Below are 19,936 nucleotides of genomic sequence, written 5' to 3' on the forward strand. Positions count from 1 at the left end.
TTAAAGTATTCCGTAAATTTTATGCTAATACCTATTGAAAGCCCAATCTTTACCTTATTACAATCCTGTTCAGTTACTTAATTTCTTTAATTGAGATAGCATATCCACCTCCCACAGCTGCCTTCAGATTCAACTTCGTCTTGTTCGTGACTTTTTTCTTAGTGATAGTATAAGCTTGCGGATTCTTATCCCAGCTTGCATCTTTGGCATCTGCATAAATCACGGCTTCATACTTCTTTCCCGGTTCCAGAAAATCGAGAGTCAGTTTCGATTCATGACCGTTATACCCTGCAGTACATCCTACATACCAGTCGGTAGTACCTTTGGCACGACGGGCAATCGTCACATATTCTCCCGGTTCCGCTTCCAGATATTTAGTTTCATCCCAGTCGACAGCCACGTCTTTAATAAACTGGAAAGCATCCATAAAACGTTCATAATTTTCCGGTACATCAGCAGCCATCTGCAATGGGCTATACATCGTAACATAAAGTGCCAGCTGACGTGCCAGGGTAGTACGTGCATGCGATTTGTTATTCGGATTCATCTTGCTGCAGTCTGGTTCAAAGATACCCGGCGTATAATCCATCGGACCACCAATCAAACGTGTAAACGGAAGAATAGTCGTATGGTTCACATTATTTCCGCCAAATGACTCGTATTCCGTACCACGTGCCGACTCATTACCAATCAGGTTCGGATAAGTACGACACAATCCGGTCGGACGAACAGCTTCATGCGCATTTACCATAATTTTATAATCAGCAGCTTTCTTCACAGCATACAGATAGTGGTTTACCATCCACTGTCCATAGTGATGTTCACCACGAGGAATAATGTCACCCACATAGCCGCTCTTCACTGAGTTATACCCATTGTCCACCATAAACTGGTATGCTTTATCCAAATGACGTTCGTAATTACGGACAGAGGCTGAAGTTTCATGATGCATCATCATTTCAATACCCTTACCTGCCGCATAACGATGAATTTCCTGTACATCAAAGTCTGGATAAGGAGTCACAAAGTCAAACACATAGTCTTTGCTCTTGCCAAACCAGTCTTCCCAACCTTGGTTCCATCCTTCTACGAGTACCGCATTAAAACCATGTTGTGCCGCAAAATCGATGTAACGTTTCACATTAGCAGTATTGGCTGAGTGCTTACCATTCGGCTTTGTCTGTGAATAATCAGTCACCCCAAGTTTTACACTTGGCAACTCATCAGTATAAGCCCAAGTTCCTTTGTTGGTAATCATATCCCACCATACACCCACATATTTTACCGGATGAATCCAGGAAGTATCTTCAATTTTACACGGCTCATTCAGGTTCAACGTAATACGAGAGGCCAAAATGTTACGTGCATCATCACTGACAATAATCGTACGCCAAGGCGAGTTGCAAGGAGTTTGCATATAGCCTTTATCTCCTTTCGCGTCCGGAGTCAGCCATGATTCAAATACCATATTCTTATCATCCAGATTCAGGCTCATACAAGCATAGTCCACCAAAGCAGCTTCATGCAGATTAATATAAAGACCGTCATCCGTCTTCATCATCAAAGCTGTCTGTACTCCCGTAGGTGAAAACACGAACTGTGAAGAATTTTCCGTCACCGCCGTTTTCATTTTCTCACGAATCTCAGAGAGTCGTGAAGTTGTGTAGTCATATTCCTGTGTATCATAGTCTCCCGGAATCCAGAATGCCGTATGGTCTCCCGTCATGGCAAACTGAGTATGTTCTTCCTTAATGACGAAATAATTCAAATTAGGTTGCTGAGGGAACTCATAGCGGAATCCCAGGCCATCATTAAACAAACGGAAACGAATCACTATGTAACGGTCATTTTCCGGCTGATCAAGTGTCACTTCCAATTCATTGTAATGATTGCGTATTTCACTTTCTTCACCCCATACCGGACGCCAGGTTTCATCAAAAGTAGAAGTATGTGTTTCTCTGACTTTAAAACCGGTCATCAGATTCATTTTCTCATCTACCCGTTCCTTGTCCTTACGTTCTGTCCATTCAAAGCCAATCCTTTTTTCCGGGTCTTCCCGTTTTAATTCCAGTCCCAATGTACTGGGTTTTATCACAGGCTTGTTCTTAAAAGTTAATTCATAAACAGGAGCACCCTTTTGGTTCAAGCTAAAGTCCATTACCAGATTCCCATCCGGTGAGGTCAATTTCTGTGCATTCGCCCACAATGCACAACAACACAAAGCTACAAAGGCAAAAGTTTTTCTTGTTTTCATAAGTTCTTTGTGGTATTAATATTGATTAGATTTTATGTTTTTCAATTACCGAAAGCAAAATTATGCGTCACTTTCTCATCTTATTTTCACAAAAAGGAAAATATAAATCAGCATAAATGGTAATCATCTTATAATAAGCTGATTAATCAGTTTTACATAGTCTCAAAATAGAAACGTTTTAGAAGTTCAAAATGAGGTTTTCTCTTCCATCCAAGCGAAGTTTCTTACTTAAATCCACATTTTTTCCAGTCAATACGTCGAAAGCATTTTCTCTTGGAAGAATTTCCTGATAAGGAGTCAGGTCCAACTCTTTTGAATCATCCGTTCCGTTCATGATAACTACCACCGATTTACCGTTAAACTCACGCTGATACACATACACTCCGTTTTGAATAGAATAATGTTTCAGGCTACCTTTACCTATCACCTGATTACCTTTTCTCCAATTCAGCAATTGACGAGTAAACTCAAATGCTTCATTTTCCTGTTCCGTCCGTCCATTTTCTACAAAGCAGTTGCGCGTATCTCCCTGCCATCCTCCCGGAAAATCCTTACGCAAGTCACCATCACCCTTGCCTTTATCACCGGTCATCAGTATTTCCGTACCATAATAAATCTGCGGAATGCCTCTGGTAGTGAGCAGAAAGACCATGGCCTGCTTATAACGTTTCAGGTTCTTCGCCATTTCATCTGTCTGTGCAAAGCGGGAAGTATCATGATTATCTAAAAAGGTCAGCAGATTCATCGGATTGGCATATACCAAATCCTGTGTCTGATAATCATAAAGCTTATACAATCCTCCTCCCCATTCACCGGTTTCTTCATCAAATGCCTGATTCATTAAAGCCTGCAAAGGAAAATCCATCACCGTAGGCAAGTTAGAATTCAGCGGAGCTGCCAGTTTGCTGTTTTTTTGCCAATAAGAAACCAGCACATTGCTATTCAACCAAGTTTCTCCTACAATATTGAAATAAGGATATTCATCCAACACCTCTTTACACCACTGACTCATAAAATCAAAATCTGCGTAGGGATGTGTATCCTGACGAATACCATTGATTCCTGCATATTCAATCCACCAGATACTACTTTGTATCAGATAACGAGCCACATGGCGGTTACGCTGGTTAAAATCAGGCATTACAGAAGTAAACCACCCGTCAGTAGCAATCTTCTTTTCGTATGCACTAGCGTGAATATCCATTACGCTGGCCGTTTTAAACGAGGTTTGAACGTAATTAGAACGGTAATTAAACCAATCATCAGAAGGTTTGTCTCTAAACAGGTAGTTTTCACTTCCACAATGATTAAAAATCATATCCATCACCACTTTCAGATTTTTTTCATGCGCTTTCTCTACCAATGCACAGAAATCTTCATTACTTCCAAACCGTTTATCAATCTGATAATAATCTGTAATAGCGTATCCATGATAGGAACCACTTTCCATATCATTTTCTTGAGTAGGATTCAGCCAGATTGCTGTCACTCCTAAATCAGCAATGTAATCCAGATGATTCGATATACCTTGAATATCACCACCATGACGTGCAAACGAATCTGTACGGTCTACCTTCTTTTCACGCATCTCGTCTACCACATCATTTTCTGGATTACCATTGGCAAAACGATCAGGCATGATCAGGTAAAGTACATCTTCAGAAGTAAAACCTTTTACATCTTCTCCTCTCTGCATGCGCGATTTCAACTCGTATGGAACCTGCAATTTCTTCTTTCCGTTCTTCAACAGAATCTGAAAAGTCTGTGCCTTTGCTTCCGATAAATCAAGGTAAAGTAACAAATAATTCGGATTGTCCTGTCTAACCACTTCTTTCAGATAAATACCTTCGCCCGATACGCTTACATCCGACAAAGCCAAATCCTCTCCATACAACAAAATTTGGAGTTCTGGATTTTTCATTCCTGCCCACCAGAAAGAAGGAGCTACTTTCTTTATCTCCATTGCCCGAGCATTCTGTCCTCCTCCCCACGAGAAGAGGAATACAATCAATAAAATTAATGTATGTTTCATGATATTGAGGTTGAAATGTTTTTCAACGCAAAAGTAGATTCATGAAAAAAGATTTCTTATCTTTGGAAATAAAATATAAATACATAAAGAAAATAAACGCAAGATTTACAACAAGTTAACAAAGTTTGAAACAACTAAAATATAAATGATATAACACCAGATATTCAACCTTAAAACTATGAGATCTATACTTTTCCTTATACTGTTTATTGCAGAAGGCTGGCTCATCTCCATTTCTGCACAAAGCTCCGAGCAACGAATCTTAGAGCAATTAGATAAAGCGATTTCCCAAAAAGAGAAATTTAAAAATGACAGAGAAGCTGTCATATCTCAAATCAAACAAAGACTGAACTATGCCACAGACAATATTGAACGTTATAAACTCTGTGGAGAACTCTTCAATTTATATCTACATTATCAGGCTGATTCTGCCTGCCACTATATTCGTCGTAAAGCATACTACAACTCTCTCCAGCCTCAACCGGAGCGAGACATCGAAATCTCCATCAATCGGGCAGAAGTAAGAGGTGTCATGGGAATGTACAACGAAGCCTTGACAGAGTTACAAACTATTCACCCTCACGAGTTGTCTTCACCCAACTTAGAATATTATTATTTCACCATAAGAGCCTGTTATGGATGGATGGCAGACAATACAGTAGACCCACACGTAAAACAAACGTATCTGAAAAAGACGGAACTGTATCGTGACTCCCTATTGAAAATACTTCCTCAGGGGAGCGACCGTAGTATTGTATTGGCAGAAAAAATGATATTAGGCGGTCAGGCAGACCAAGCTATTCCCATTTTGAACAAAGTACTTACTTCTCCTTTAGACATGCAAGAGAAAGCATACGCATACTATACCCTTTCATTGGCATACGAAGCCAAGAAAGACACAGACATGGAAATCTATTACCTTGCTCAGACAGCCCTCATTGACCTCAATGCATCGGTTCGTGAATACGCAGCCCTTCAAAAGCTTGCTCGTCTGGTATACCAGCAAGGCGACCCGGAAAGAGCTTATAATTACGTAAGTTGCTCCATGAAAGACGCTGTAGCCTGCAATGCACGCTTACGTTTTTTAGAAGTTACAGAATTCTATCCCATCATCGATAAGGCTTATTCCGACAAAAAGGCACAGGAAAAACGATTAGGAAGAATCCTCACTCTTAGCATTACCGGATTGGCTGTATGTCTCATCCTACTGGCCTTTTACCTATACCATGGACTAAGAAAACTTTCTCTCATGCGAAAGAATCTCTCGAAAAGCAACAAAGAACTAGTAGCTCTCAACCAACAGTTGCAGCAGACAGGGAAAATCAAAGAAGTATACATCGCCCGCTACTTGGACCGTTGTGTCAGCTACCTGGACAAACTGGAGCAATACAGACGCTCATTAGAGAAATTAGCTATGGCTTCCCGTATAGAAGATTTATTTAAAGCCATCCGTTCGGCAGATTTTCTGCGTGAAGAGCGTAAAAACTTCTATAATGAATTTGATAAATCATTCTTGGAACTATTTCCTAATTTCATCCATGATTTCAACAGTCTATTGAATGAAGATGGAAAAATTGAACCCAAACCCGGAGAAATCTTAAACACGGAGTTACGTATTTTCGCCTTGATTCGCCTGGGTGTAACCGATGCCAACCGAATTGCCCATTTTTTGGGATACTCATTAGCCACAGTATATAATTATAGAAGTAAAATCCGCAACAAGGCTAAAGGTGATAAGGATAACTTTGAACAGGAGGTGATGAGATTATAATTGTTTTATCTAATATAAAGATCCCCAAATTTACATTCCAACGAAGTAAACTTGGGGATTTCTATCTAGTTAAGGTATAAAATACTATATTTTATTTCACATTCTCACTCTTTGCATCTTCCACATATTCCTTCCATAAATCCTCTATCTTATAATTCTCTCCCAGAATATATTGAACAGCCTTCTCCAAAGACCACTGAGAACCTAATTGCACAATTGACACCGTCAATTTACGCAAAAAATCACCATCATAAGTTCTTAGCCAATTCATAAAATAGCCAGAAGTTCCATAAGGTAATTGCCATATATAAGGACAAGGAGTATTGCCAGACTTCCGATTCTCATCATAATATGCACCAGAATTCAAAGCTGTATTAATACGATTGGCATCAGTAACTCCACCACAAGCACTTCTTACGGCATCAGCCATTCCTTCTATACAAGAAGGCTGATTGCTGTCTACAGCACCAGTTTTCTGTACTAAATGGGTAAATTCATGAATCAATACACCACGAATCTCAAAAGTTGCATCGTCCATGGATACAGCTCCGTTATTGACCTGTCCTACATATTCTGAACTCATTCTCATCAACGGTCCTTCGCTGTCACCCGAAACATAAGCAACAGCCCCAGCATAATCCATAGGGCCCAAAATACATTTTAACCAAGGAACCGGCTGCTGTTTTGCATCTACAGATGAATAATACATAGAAGATAATACCAATTGTAACACCTTCGTATAATAAGCCTTCTTTTCTTCATCTGTCTTTCCTACAATATTATCATAAGCAGCAGCTATCTCAGGAGTTACAGCAGATTCTGTGACCAATTTATAGGTGGGAGGCATGATATCAAAAAATACTTCTGACGAAGTCACATTAGTCAAGGTCAGGTTTTCTGCGGAAGCCCATTCACTCACCTCCTCTGCTCCATCTTTATTCCAAATACAACGATACTGTACTGTACTAGGATTTTTGGTTACCACGGTAAAATAATCATAAGAACTGGCAAAATTAGGATTTGCCATGATCTTTACTGATTTAGAAAGTCCGTTCAAAGCCATAAAAGAGACTTCTACACCTTTATAAGATTTGGCATCAGCTGTGGTCTGCCACATAATCTTCAATTCATTCAAATCTTTGTTATAAATGGCACCTCTGGCCTCCAAAGCTTCCCCACTTACAGGAACTACACCTTCAGGAAGTTCTCCAAAAACCTGTCCACCTTCATTTACGCAAGAACTTGTTGTAAACAAGCCTAAAGCCATCAAACATATTAATAGTGTACGCATATCTTTCATTTTTATTTACTAATTATTATTGAAAAACGGGTTGCGGCCAATATACAAAACTGTCGCTTGAAATACTGAACACATATAAACCTGCCTCAGGAGTTTCATTGCTTCTCACAATGATATGATCTTCATCAAATAAGAAACCATAAATATTAGGATAGTCAGATTTTACTTTATTTATATCCGAACCATAACCTGGAGCTAATCCTGCATCTTTATTAAATCGGATAATATCTGTACCTTCAATTGGAGTCATATTGCCACCCTGATAAAGCATAAAATAATAATTATCTGCATATATCACGATTGAAGTCCAATCTCCATTCCATTCAAATATCGGGAAATCAAATGCAGGAACTCTATTATATTCAGCTTCCAGATTAGCGCTTAAGATGCATCTTGCATTTTTAAACTGAGGCTGACCTCCACCTGGCAGTTTAATCCAATCTACCATCTTATATAAACTGGTCTTATCCTTTCCATAAGAAACATTTCCAACCAATTTACTTTCTGCGGTCAGGCCTACTAATTCTACTCCATCTTCTTTCACCTTAATAGCAGACAATGAACTACCGCTTACTGTTATAGGCTTTTGGAAAGTCAATACACCTTCTTCTGTTACAGTGGCAACTATATTTTCTCGTACTACAGTTTTATTCGCATAACTTAAGAAATGAACAGTATGGTCATCCTTCGTGACATAATAATAAGCTGCAAAGTTTCCATCAGAAGCTGAACGAATTACACCTGAGCCCCATCCTTGAGCAAACATCTTTTCAATCAATTGTTGTTCTGGTGTCTTAATATTATCCATTTCTGCTTTTGTCACTTTAGTCATTATATAAGAAGTACCATTCGACTTACCCTGCCAGGTAATAGAATTCTCATTATACTCTGTTACCACCAGCACATTCTCCTTAGTCAGTGTTTCAAAATGCGATTGTACCAAAGTCAGTTCAACCTTTCCTTCATTATTCAAGACTAAAGAATAAGTTCCAGAAACATTTTGAGGTTCACGTTCCGATTTAGTTATTACAGTCTTCTGTTCTGTATCAAAAATAAAGTAACAAGCATTAACCAAATCTATTTTCCAACCTCCACCTTCTTCCACAGAAGCTAACAAGGATTCTACTTTCTCTTCTTCAGTCATCAGCGCATCCATCTCTGAACGGGCTGTACGTTTCCACACATACTCCGTATTAGATTCTTGTCCCTTACAAGTAATGCTACTTATTTTTGCATTCGTTACCACAAAAGTCTCATCACCTAATATTGTCTTTAAATCTGATCCAGCAAATGAAAGTACCACATTCTCCTCCTCATTGACTGAAGTTTTATATTCATAAGAAACCAACTTCGGATTAACCGTAGATTTCATCTGATATTTACCTTCCTCCACATTAAAGAAAAGATATACCGTAACATTTTCCTTCGCAATTTTCCAGACCTCATCTGCACTAGTTGCAAGTACTTGCTCAACATCCTTAATCAGTTCAGACTCCTTATTGTCGTCTTTATTACCACTCAAATCTGTACCTGGATACACCAATTCCAACGGGTCACTATACCAATCGCATGCCCCCATTGCCATGCTCATTAAAGCGATACATATAAAATTCTTCAATAATTTCATAATCAATTAGTTTTTAGGTTACACTTTACCATCCCGGATTTTGCTTCAAAGAAGGTGTCTTAGCAATTTCATTGGAGTTTATTGGGAAGAAGTAATCACGATAAGTCACACGTCTCGGATTCAATTGTTGCCCTTCAAAGCGTTCCATACGATAAGACTTTCCACCTACCTTAATTGCTCCATTTTCATCCAACACAGGTTTCATACCATGTATGTAGTGCTGTGTCTGAGGATATTGCATCTTCTTCTCATCAAACCATCTCTGTGCACGAGTATCTTCTGGCATAGCCAAATACTGTTCTTCTTTGTTCTCTTCAACAGGGTTAGTTATAATGCCTTTATAACGTAAAGCAAAATAACGATTATTTTCAAAGAACAACTCTACCCGTCGTTCGCGATCAATATATTCACGACGCACCTTCTTATCTGTATCAAATATTGGTGGAACCGGTTTCATGAACGCACGCTCACGAATCTGATTCAACATAGATTTCATTGTATTCACATCTCCATCAGTTTCATTCAAAGCTTCCGCATAAATCAGCATCAACTCCGGCAAACGAATCAATGGGAAATGCATACTTGAGATATTGGCATTAATAGTCCAGTCATTTTGTACAAACTTACGTAAAGCATACCCTGTACGAGTGCTACGAGTATCACGTACTGAACTATTCACTAATGCATCAGCACTACCTTCAGCCACATTATATTCTTTGCCCATCAGCACAGCACCCATATAAACAATATCTCTATAAAAGCGAGGGTCACGATTTACATAAGGATTTTTATCATCATAACTAGAAGATGTATAGATATCATATCCATAATCGCCATCAATCACCTCATATTGATCCACCTGCTCCTGGGTAGGTTGATTTCGTGTCTGCCCGCTTCCGTACGACTCCGGTATGTTATCTTGAATCCAACGTGTATCTTTACTATTCAATAATGTCAAAATAACTTCATTATTATAGAAAAGGTTATCTCTGAACATTTCTTCCAGACGTTTGTATACTTTATCTCCAGAATTAGCCACAAACTCTGTTTCATCGTATTGTTTATAGAGTTTATACCGACCCATATCTACAACTTCCATAAACTCTTCGGCAGCTTTCAATGCATTCTGCCAGCGTTCCTGTTTATATTCTTTATATTCCTGAGCACCTACACGGGTATCTGAATCACCCAATGGAGAGATACCGGTAGGATTACCATCCGCATCTCTAAGACCGCCATTGTATAATGGTTGTGCTACAATCCAACGTACAATTGCTTTTAACGCCAAACAAGCTCCTTTATCAATTCGATTGAACTCTTCACCTTCTTGTCTAACCGGTAAACGACTCGCAGCCTCATCCAAATCAGCACACAATTTTTCCACACTTGTATGAACTGATTCACGCACCGCATATGTAGAGGGATCCTCCTCCAAAGAATACAACCGATCACTATACACCATTTCTCCATGCCAGCGAAGAATCAAATAATGATAATACGCCCTAAAGAAATAAGCCTCACCTATTCGCTTACTTAATAGACCCGGAGAAGAAGGATGATCTGGTGTGTTATATTCTTCAACCCCCCAAATAATCTTATTTGCTTTTCGTATAGACTGATAGAAGGTCCACCACCAACCAAATCCAGAACCACCATATATGTTACCTATTGAAGTCGGGTCAGAACTTAGCTCTCCATTCAGAATTTTATAAGGTGCATCAGCATCCGCCTTATTAAACTCCAACTCATCACATAATGTTCCGATATTGTGGCTATAAATTGTATTAAACCCCAAGCTGTTCAGATACATATCTGTATATAACTGTGTAACCAGCTCATTTACCTTAGTATAGCGAGAAAACACTTCAGCTTCCTGAAGCTTTCCATCGTCTTCTCTTTCCAAATAATCACTACATGAAGGGGTCAATAAGCATAATCCTCCCACTGTAAGACAAGCTAATATATATTTCTTAAATTTCATTGCTTTTCAAATTAGAATGTAACATTTACTCCAAAATTATAGATTCTCTGAATAGGATACCATGAACCGTTTCCATTACCCGTTTCCGGATCCATATTCACATCACCCAGTTTATCAAAGGTCAGCAAGTTCATACCTTGTACATAGAAACGTACCTGCTGCAAGTGTGCCTTTTGAATCAACTTCTGCGGCAAAGAATAACCTATTTCAATATTTTTCAGACGCAAGTAAGAAGCATCATACAAGAATAAACTACTAGATGCATTCTTGTTGTTCGGATGGTTGCCTAAATGAAGGGCTGGATACGATGCATCCGGATTATCTGGTGTCCATGAATCCAAGTGCATAGCTTTTACTTTACCCATATTATTACCCTGCGCGCCCATTACCGGGAAATCCCATACAGCCGGACCACTTAACTGTAATGACGTCAAAGCTGCTCCTTGGAAAAGCACGCTCAAATCCCAGCCTTTATAAGACAAACCCAAAGGAATACCAAACTGCAATTCTGGAGTCTTCGGATTTCCCATTGCCTTCATATCATGCTGATCATCTATTTTCCCATCATTATTTAAATCTTTATATACCACATCACCTGGTGATAATGTACCCCAAGGCTGGAATCCAGCTCCATCATTCATTGCATTCAGTTTATCAGCTTCAGCCTGATCTTTTACAAAATGGTCTACTTCGTATACAAAATATTCACCTACCCGATGTCCTGTACGTTGCATCCAAGGAACAGCACGGTCAATTTCCATCATATCTAAGATTTTATTACGGGCAAACCCTGCATTAAAACGGATATAATAGTTAAAATTACGTCCTATTCTGTCGTTCCATCCTAATTCCAAATCAAAACCACGATTAATTACCGTTCCTGCATTTACATAAGAAGATGTTTTTCCGAAGATATCAGGAATACCCACTACATCGCTACCTCCCGTATTCGTAATAATATCCCAACGTTTCTCATAGAATGCATCAATTGACAAGCTTAAACGGTTATTCAGCATATTCATGTCAATACCTGCATTATACTTAATTCCTCGCTCCCATGTCAAATCAGGATTTGCTAAATCGCCTTCCTGCAAACCACCTCCCATAGACTGGTTATAGTTTGTTCCTGTATTCCAAGAGCTTGCGTTGGTTCCATTATAATATTGAACATACAAGAATCGCCCAATTCCCTGGTCGTTACCAACCCAACCGACAGAACCTCTTAGTTTCAAGTGATCCAACCATCCTTTAGTACCACTCATAAAACGTTCTTCCGTTGGCACCCATCCGATAGAGAATGACGGAAATACGCCGTAACGATGTGCCTTGCTAAAGTTCTCAGAACCATTGATACCGACATTAGCTTCAAACAAATATTTATTCTCATAGTCATAGGTAGCACGTGCTGCAAATCCCTGATAACGGTAAGCAACCTCATTTCCTATTGTACGCTGTGAACGATGCATCGTAAACATTCCTGAAACATTGTGACCACCAAAACTACGCTGATAATCTAACTTTGCCTGCATATATACACGTGCAATAGCCATACTAGCCTGATAGCTGTTCTGTTTCGTATTGTCTACTGTAAAGTTAGATATAGCCGGAGTATAAGCACCGCTATATCTTACTCTATCTGGAGTAGCATAAATACCCAGTCCTTCACTTGGATAGAATGTGGCATATCCACCATACTCTTCATTATTAGCTACTTTTCGAGGAATAGACCGGTCAATGGCATGAGTTTCTTCAATGTCATAAGAGAACATACCTTCTACTTTCAGACCTTTCGTAATAAAGTCCAGTTTATGCCCAATTACAAAGTTTCCTTGGAAATTAATCTTATGGGTCGTCTTGTAACCCATATAAGCAATTTCTCCTAAAATGTTCTTTGTGTACTGGCTATCACCAAATAAAAGACCATTCGGATGATCCGTATAGTAAGTTTCATTGCTCGGATGACCATTCCGTTCCAATACTACTGGATAAATTGGAGGAGTGGTGTTAGCTGTAAAAATGATATTTCCAGAGCCTCCTCCCGATTCATTCATATCTGTAATCTGTCCACCAAGGTTAACACTTACATAGAAATTCTTAGTGATATCAATATCCAAACTTGTACGTAAATTATAGCGTTTAAAACCACCATTCGTACTGTAAGCATCATTCAAGTCTGAATACCGATAGTTTCCATCCTGATTAAAATAACCAATCATAGCAAAATAACGAGCACGCTCACTACCTCCACGTAACGACAAGGTATAATTCTGCTGAATAGCCGGACGGAAGGCATAGTCAAACAAATCAATATTATAACCTAAGCCATCGGTATTGTCACCTTTAGCACGTGCCCAATTGTTGATCATTTCATCAGAGAATAATTTAGACTGAACAGCCGGATCTGTTTCCCATCCCGGGTTGTCATTTTTCAGTGCCTGATTGTACAAGCGGGCATAATCGGCCGATCCAAGATAATCAGGGTACGATACAGGTTCTGCCAGACCTACTTGTGCCTTAAACTCTACGGTCGGCTTTGACTGCGATACACCTCGCTTTGTAGTCACAATTACCACACCATTTGCACCTCGAATACCATATACAGCGGTAGCCGAAGCATCTTTTAAGATAGAGAATGTCTCTATTTCATTCGGGTCCAAGTTAGAAAGACTTCTTTCTACACCATCCACAATCACAATAGGAGATTGTGCTCCAGAATTATATGATGACAAACCGCGTACGGCAAAACTTGCGACGTCTTTACCAGGTTCACCACCACCAAACTGAGTCACTGTCAAACCCGGTAAACGGCCAGCTAACGCGTTGGTGATATTAGCACTCGGACTTTGAGAAAGCTCTTTCACATTTACAGAAGCCACAGAACCTGTCAAAGTCGTTTTCTTCTGTGAACCATAACCAATCACCACTACTTCTTGTAATGTCTTTGAATCTTCTACCAAAGTAACATTCACCTGACGTTGTCCTTTTAAAGGAACATCCTTTGTTGTATATCCAATAAAAGAAACTGTCAATACCGCATCTTCATAAGGAACTGTCAACGTAAAGTTACCATCCATATCCGTAATCGTTCCTAAACTAGTTCCTTTTACCATAATATTAGCTCCAATCACAGGTAGATTATCTTCATCAATGACTGTTCCTTTTACAACTATCCCTTTCGACTGCTCTACTCCATGTGCCATAGCCGAACTGTCAATAGCCCAACTAGGTGAAGAGAACAAGCACAGAAAGGCCATCGGATACACCAAGCGCATACACCTGAATTGCTTTCTTTTTAATTTTAGATCTTTCATAGGTTCACTTTTAAAGTTAAACATTAAAAACTATTTCATTCTTCTACTTGATATACATCTGTTTTCCCTGGTAAGGAAATAGAAGGAGGAATATCTCCTTTAGCCACTCCTCTTTTGTAAGAAGGCTTTTCACTCATGACAAAATGTAGTGTTACTCCCTCTTTTACCATGTCGTACGGCAAATAGGATTTCGTATATTTCTGTCCGTTCACATACAGGTCCTTTACGTAAACTGCCTCTTCTGACCAACCTTCCGTGGTCATCTTTATCTGCTTGCCATTGCTCAATGTCACCGTCAGACTCTTGACACAAGGCGAACCGATGTTATAAAAATTACTGGAAGGAGCTACCGGATAAAATCCCAGACAGTTGAACATATACCATGCCGACATTTGGCCGCAATCGTCATTTCCACTCAGCGAGCCCGGCTCATTGCCATAGAAACGGGAGGCAATCTCACGCACCCAATACTGACATTTCCAAGGCTGACCTAAATAGTTATAGAGATAGGCTACATGATGACAAGGCTCATTTCCATGCCAATATCCGCCAATGCGTCCTTGGATATCGTGAGCGCCAGGAATATCTTCAGGCAATTCTACAGTAAACAATTCATCCAGCCGCTTCTGGAAAAGTTTCTTTCCAGCCAGATTAATATATCCCTGTACATCGTGAGGTACATACCAGGTGTACTGCATGGTAAACCCTTCAGTGATGTCTCCCCATCCATGTACAGAACCCGGGCCCTGATAGGCTATCGGACTGAATGGGGTACGCCATTCACCTTTACTATCCCTTCCGCGCATGTATTTCGTTTCCGGATCGACCAAGGTCTGGTAAGAAAGCGAACGGTTCAGGAAGTACTTATAATCCTCTGTCTTACCCAATGCCTTGGCAGCCTGCGCAATACAGTAGTCATCATAAGCATACTCCAGTGTCTTTGAAACAGATTCAGCTTCCTTGTCAAAAGGAACATAGCCATTCTCACGGTATTCCGGCAGACAGTCATAGTGTTCGTTCATCGCCGTAGTCTTCATGGCCTCATAGGCACGTTCGTAATCAAAACCTTTTACGCTCTTCACAATCATATCTGCCAGTACGGATACAGCATGGTAACCAATCATGCACCAGGTTTCATTGCCATAGAAAGACCATATCGGCAGCATCTTCTCCACACTCTTGTCATAATGGGCCAGCATCGAATTGGCGATGTCTGCATTGACATCCTGATGCACTAGGTTAAACCAGGGATGCAAGGCACGGTATGTATCCCACAATGAGAAGACGGTATAATTGGTAAAACCCTCGGCTTTCTCAATGTTCTTATCCAACCCTCTGAACTGGCCGTCTGCATCCTGAAAAACAAACGGATGCAGCGCTGCACGATAGGCAGCCGTATAAAAAGCTTCCTTCACTTCCGGTTGGGCCTCAATCTGATACTTGGACAATTCCTTTTCCCACAGACCGACTCCCTTTTCACGTAAAGCATCGAATGTCATACCGTTCAGCTCCTGTAAGTTCAGTGTCGCTCCAGCAGTGCTGACAGCCGATACCGATGTCTTCACAATCACTTCTTCTCCCTCTTCGGCTGCAAAAGAGATACAAGCCATCAGATTCTTTCCCCACGCTTCATAGCAACTGCGGAAACGGGAAGTGTTATAGATAACCGGTTTTTTATCCTGCATGATACGCAGGTTTTTCAGTTTCTTAGAAAATACTGCGGTAAAATAGACATGACGTTCCGGTCCCCAGCCCTTTACCAGCTTGTAACCTGTCAGGGTAGAGTCATTCTCCATACGCAGATTTGACCATTCACAATTCTGCCAAAGGGTATGGTTCATGTCAATCATGATAAATGCCTTGTCCGACTTAGGATAGGTGAAACGGAACATGCCACTACGTAATCCAGCTGTCATTTCAGCTTTCACACCGTAATCAGACAGCTCTACGGCATAATAATTAGGAGAAGCCCACTCCTTCTCATGAGAATAGCGCGAACGATAACCTTCTGTGGGGTTCTCCCGTGTACCCGGATCGAGTTTCATCTCCCCGGTTCCAGGTATGAACAAGAAATCACCCAAATCAGGAATTCCTGTTCCGCTCAAGTGTGTCAGACTGAATCCCAGAATGGAAGTGTGATTATACTTGTATCCGGCCGCTGCATCATAGAACTTGGCATCCGTATCCGGACTTATCTGTATGCCTCCAAACGGAATCTGTGCACCCGGATAAACATTGCCGTAACCATCAGTTCCGATCATCGGATTGACATACTGTGTCAGACTTTCAGCTGAAAGCGAACACACCGGAAAAGCTGTACACAAAAAGAATATTTTAAGAATACGCTTCATAACCAACTGTTTTTTACTATTCCTGAATATCGCCTACAGCCACCTGATATTCATGCCACAAGCTGTCTATATCATACTCATTTCCTAACGCATACTTAATCGCTCCATCAAACGACCAGGGAACGACCTCCAACGTGCTCCGATTGAACTTGCGCAAGAAATCTTTGTCCTTATTGTCTTTCAACCAAACAAAGAAATATCCTGTAGTACGATATCCGTCCATATAATTTCCTCCTTTCGGACGGTCAGCCGGAGTAAAGCCACCATTTGCCACACGTACGGCATCAGCCATACCCTCAATAAAGGCCCAGAACACACGGTTGGTTCCATAGCTTCCTATTCCCTGCGGTTCCAACTGATAGGCATGAGTCAGTTCATGCAGCAGAACACCTCTGGTTTCGAAAAACAATTTTGCCGTGTCATTAGCAGCAAACGATTTCTCGATATGACGGGTACTATAGAAGATACTTACTACCCCATTTCCACCATCCTTAGCCGAGACTCCTTCTATATCCTGCAACGAATAGTGAATGGTATCTACTGGAACAATGCTGTCCGACGGAGCATCATACAATGTGGCTAACACCGTACGAGCCTGTTCTGCAATGTAATCCTGCGGATGAGTCACAATACGATGGTAGACCTTTGAGCCTTCTGTCTCGGGCGCCTGGTCATCGAATACAATATAACCTACAGGATAATCCTTCCAGATATCCACCGTTTTCTCCTCTGAATTTGACTGATGCCCGGTGCAGGCCGAGATTCCGGCCAACCCAAAGGCTATACCGGCCAATAACAATTGTGCTTTCATACTTATTTAATTCCGTTAGTTAATGAATAAGGTTTATACTCTGTTTTTTGTCCTCTTTTCTTGTTCGGAGAGGCTCCCATCTTAAACTCCCATACACCGCCTTCCAGCAGGTCTGCATGAGTGACATACAGTTTTTCGTATTTCTTTCCGTTAATGGTCAGTGACTGTACGTAACGCCGGCTGTCGCTTACACCAGGAGCTTTGATTTCCAGCGTCTTTCCATTAGGAAGATGTAGTTTCAGATAAGGGAAATAGGGAGCTCCAAGTACATACTGGTCCGTTCCAGGACAAACAGGATAAAAGCCCATCACCGTAAACATGTACCAGGCTGACATCTGACCGCAGTCATCATTTCCTCCTAACCCGTTGATATCATTGCGATACATCCGGTCTACAATCTCACGTGTCCAGAACTGTGTTTTCCAAGGCTGTGAGGTCCAGGCATACAGATAAGGAATGTGATGACTGGGTTCATTGCCGTGTACATAACCGCCTATCAGACCTTCTTCCGTAATATCCTCATTCTTTTCATAATATTTTTTTGGAAGATGCATCTCAAAAAGCTCATTCAGACGATTCAGGAAAACTTTCTCTCCTCCCATCAAGTCCATCACACCGTATACATCATGAGGTACATGAAAAGAGAAGTTCCATGAATTTCCTTCAATAAATCCTTCCCCATGTGTCTGCAAAGGATCAAAATCCGACTTAAAGTTTCCTATTGCATCACGTGGACAGGCAAAGCCTCTTTTCTTATCAAACACATTACGGTAATTCAAGGCACGGGCATAATATTTCTTGGCAATATCTTCTTTGCCAGCCTGCAAGGCCGTCTGATAGATAGCCCAGTCGTCATACGCAAACTCCAGGGTAGAGGAAACTGCCGTACTGCTCTTTTCAAAAGGGATATACCCAAGTTTCTTGTAGTCATCCAAATGGTCATAATAATCAACATTCGATGTTTCTACCATCGCCTGCAAGGCTGCCTCTTTCTCCGTTACAACCTTCTTGGCTATGGCATCAGCCAGTACAGGCACGGCATGATACCCACTCATGCACCAGTTTTCATTTCCCATCAGGCTCCATACCGGCAGCATTTTATGTACACTCTGCTGCTGATGTGCAATCATGGACTTTACCATATCTGCATTTTGCAAAGGGGTTACCAGGTTCAAGAACGGATGTTCCGCACGATAGGTATCCCACAGAGAAAAAATCGTATAATTGGTAAATCCATCCGCCCGATGCACATTATGGTCAAGCCCGCGATAATGCCCGTCCACATCCATATACACGGAAGGGTTAATCATCGTATGATACAGCGAAGTATAGAACATGGCCTTCTGGTCTTCCGTTCCTTCTATTTCAAACTGCTCCAGCTTTTCATTCCAGGCTTCTGATGCTTCCGCTACTACCTGCTCAAAGCTTTTTCCACCAGCTTCTGCCAATAAATTTTTCAGCGCCCCCTCCGTGCTGACAGCCGAAAGAGCCACTTTTACCACCAGCTCCTTATCGGAAGAAGTGTCAAAATTAAAATAAGAAACCACAGCACGTCCGCCTATTTCCGGGAAGTTACGATCCATCTTAAAACGTCTCCAGAAACCCGTATAAACCGGTTTCTTTTTATCTACATACCCGTAATCTTTTATCGGCTGTGAGAAAGAAATGGCAAAATACGTATAGTTCGTCCGGGCCCATCCGTTGGTTATCCGATAACCGGTCAGCAACGTATCATTCTCCACCCTCAGATGACTCCAGAGCACCTTTCCATCATAATTATAAATGCCATGATTCAAATCAAGAACAATACGCCCGTCAGAGGAAGGGTAAGTATATTTATGAATACCGACACGAGGAGTAGCTGTAAGCTGAGCCTTTATCTGATAATCTTCCAGCTCTACTTCATAATATCCAGCCGATGCGTGCTCAGTGGAGTGATTATAACGCGAACGGTATCCTTCATCCGGATGAGAAGCACGTCCCGGATTCAGTTTCAGCTCTCCCACCGTCGGCATAATCAACATATCCCCCAAGTCGGAATGCCCCGTACCACTTAAATGTGTATGACTAAACCCTACAATAGTAGGATCTGAATATTGATAACCGGCACAATACTTATATACGTCCTTCTGGTATTCTCCATTTACATTATGAGGAATGGTATCAGTATCCGGACTAAGCTGTATCAAGCCAAAAGGTACACAAGCGCCAGGGAAAGTATGTCCCATCCCATTGGTCCCAATAATTGGATTTACATAATCTACTGCCTTTTGTTGAGCAAATACCGGAGAAGAGAGCAGTCCGGCAAGCAAGCAAAAATATATTTTCCGAAACATACTAAAAATAAGGTTTAAACTCCTTCTCATGTCATCATATAGCACTATAACCAGACTATAACCACGACATAATCAGATAATTATCAATATATTAAAAACACCTATCAAAAAAAACTCATATACAATGCGAACTTAAACAATGTGCCTTCCCTATAACTCAGG

At 40.8% G+C, this 19,936-nt stretch carries 10 protein-coding genes; 1 reads left to right on the plus strand and 9 read right to left on the minus strand.

Annotation, left to right across the window (positions count from 1 at the left end):
* Window positions 1–73 precede the first annotated feature (73 nt).
* The gene (locus BACPLE_RS00615) at window positions 74–2,254 is read right to left on the minus strand and encodes a glycoside hydrolase family 97 protein (protein WP_007557904.1); all 2,181 of its coding nucleotides are present in this window, start codon (window positions 2,252–2,254) and stop codon (window positions 74–76) included.
* A gap of 178 nt (window positions 2,255–2,432) precedes the next feature.
* Window positions 2,433–4,286 (minus strand): glycoside hydrolase family 13 protein, encoded by a 1,854-nt coding sequence (locus BACPLE_RS00620; protein ID WP_007557906.1) that lies wholly within the window; start codon window positions 4,284–4,286, stop codon window positions 2,433–2,435.
* 178 nt (window positions 4,287–4,464) lie between these two features.
* Here BACPLE_RS00620 and BACPLE_RS00625 point away from each other — a divergent pair, with 178 nt between their 5' ends.
* Window positions 4,465–6,057 carry a DUF6377 domain-containing protein gene (locus tag BACPLE_RS00625; RefSeq protein WP_007557908.1) on the plus strand — a complete coding sequence of 531 codons (1,593 nt, stop codon included), beginning with the start codon at window positions 4,465–4,467 and terminating at the stop codon, window positions 6,055–6,057.
* A gap of 91 nt (window positions 6,058–6,148) precedes the next feature.
* Here BACPLE_RS00625 and BACPLE_RS00630 read toward each other — a convergent pair whose 3' ends face one another.
* Genes BACPLE_RS00630 through BACPLE_RS00660 form a run of 7 tightly spaced genes read right to left on the minus strand, consistent with a single transcriptional unit; the run spans window position 6,149 to window position 19,774 of the window.
* Window positions 6,149–7,348, minus strand: coding sequence for a basic secretory protein-like protein (locus tag BACPLE_RS00630; protein ID WP_157131874.1), 1,200 nt, complete (start codon window positions 7,346–7,348; stop codon window positions 6,149–6,151).
* 25 nt (window positions 7,349–7,373) lie between these two features.
* Complete coding sequence (locus BACPLE_RS00635; protein ID WP_007557912.1) at window positions 7,374–8,984, minus strand: hypothetical protein; 1,611 nt, start codon at window positions 8,982–8,984, stop codon at window positions 7,374–7,376.
* Window positions 8,985–9,009: 25 nt separating this feature from the next.
* A complete protein-coding gene (locus tag BACPLE_RS00640; RefSeq protein ID WP_007557913.1) occupies window positions 9,010–10,965 on the minus strand; it encodes a RagB/SusD family nutrient uptake outer membrane protein in 1,956 nt (651 codons plus the stop codon).
* Between the two features lie 11 nt (window positions 10,966–10,976).
* Complete coding sequence (locus BACPLE_RS00645; RefSeq protein WP_235777879.1) at window positions 10,977–14,276, minus strand: SusC/RagA family TonB-linked outer membrane protein; 3,300 nt, start codon at window positions 14,274–14,276, stop codon at window positions 10,977–10,979.
* A 35-nt stretch (window positions 14,277–14,311) separates the two neighbouring features.
* Window positions 14,312–16,627: a GH92 family glycosyl hydrolase gene (locus BACPLE_RS00650; RefSeq protein WP_007557916.1), complete on the minus strand. Its 2,316-nt coding sequence runs from the start codon at window positions 16,625–16,627 to the stop codon at window positions 14,312–14,314.
* Between the two features lie 16 nt (window positions 16,628–16,643).
* Entirely contained in the window at window positions 16,644–17,438 is a 795-nt protein-coding gene (locus BACPLE_RS00655; RefSeq protein ID WP_007557918.1) for a basic secretory protein-like protein, read from the minus strand.
* Between the two features lie 2 nt (window positions 17,439–17,440).
* Window positions 17,441–19,774 carry a GH92 family glycosyl hydrolase gene (locus BACPLE_RS00660; protein WP_007557920.1) on the minus strand — a complete coding sequence of 778 codons (2,334 nt, stop codon included), beginning with the start codon at window positions 19,772–19,774 and terminating at the stop codon, window positions 17,441–17,443.
* Window positions 19,775–19,936 lie beyond the last annotated feature (162 nt).

It is taken from the genome of Phocaeicola plebeius DSM 17135, from assembly GCF_000187895.1.
Taxonomy (GTDB): domain Bacteria; phylum Bacteroidota; class Bacteroidia; order Bacteroidales; family Bacteroidaceae; genus Phocaeicola; species Phocaeicola plebeius.

Coding starts and splice junctions, on each gene's coding strand:
- BACPLE_RS00615 (WP_007557904.1), bottom strand. CDS start 2,254: ATGAAAACAAGAAAAACTTTTGCCTTTGTAGCTTTGTGTTGTTGTGCA.
- BACPLE_RS00620 (WP_007557906.1), bottom strand. CDS start 4,286: ATGAAACATACATTAATTTTATTGATTGTATTCCTCTTCTCGTGGGGA.
- BACPLE_RS00625 (WP_007557908.1), top strand. CDS start 4,465: ATGAGATCTATACTTTTCCTTATACTGTTTATTGCAGAAGGCTGGCTC.
- BACPLE_RS00630 (WP_157131874.1), bottom strand. CDS start 7,348: ATGCGTACACTATTAATATGTTTGATGGCTTTAGGCTTGTTTACAACA.
- BACPLE_RS00635 (WP_007557912.1), bottom strand. CDS start 8,984: ATGAAATTATTGAAGAATTTTATATGTATCGCTTTAATGAGCATGGCA.
- BACPLE_RS00640 (WP_007557913.1), bottom strand. CDS start 10,965: ATGAAATTTAAGAAATATATATTAGCTTGTCTTACAGTGGGAGGATTA.
- BACPLE_RS00645 (WP_235777879.1), bottom strand. CDS start 14,276: ATGAAAGATCTAAAATTAAAAAGAAAGCAATTCAGGTGTATGCGCTTG.
- BACPLE_RS00650 (WP_007557916.1), bottom strand. CDS start 16,627: ATGAAGCGTATTCTTAAAATATTCTTTTTGTGTACAGCTTTTCCGGTG.
- BACPLE_RS00655 (WP_007557918.1), bottom strand. CDS start 17,438: ATGAAAGCACAATTGTTATTGGCCGGTATAGCCTTTGGGTTGGCCGGA.
- BACPLE_RS00660 (WP_007557920.1), bottom strand. CDS start 19,774: ATGTTTCGGAAAATATATTTTTGCTTGCTTGCCGGACTGCTCTCTTCT.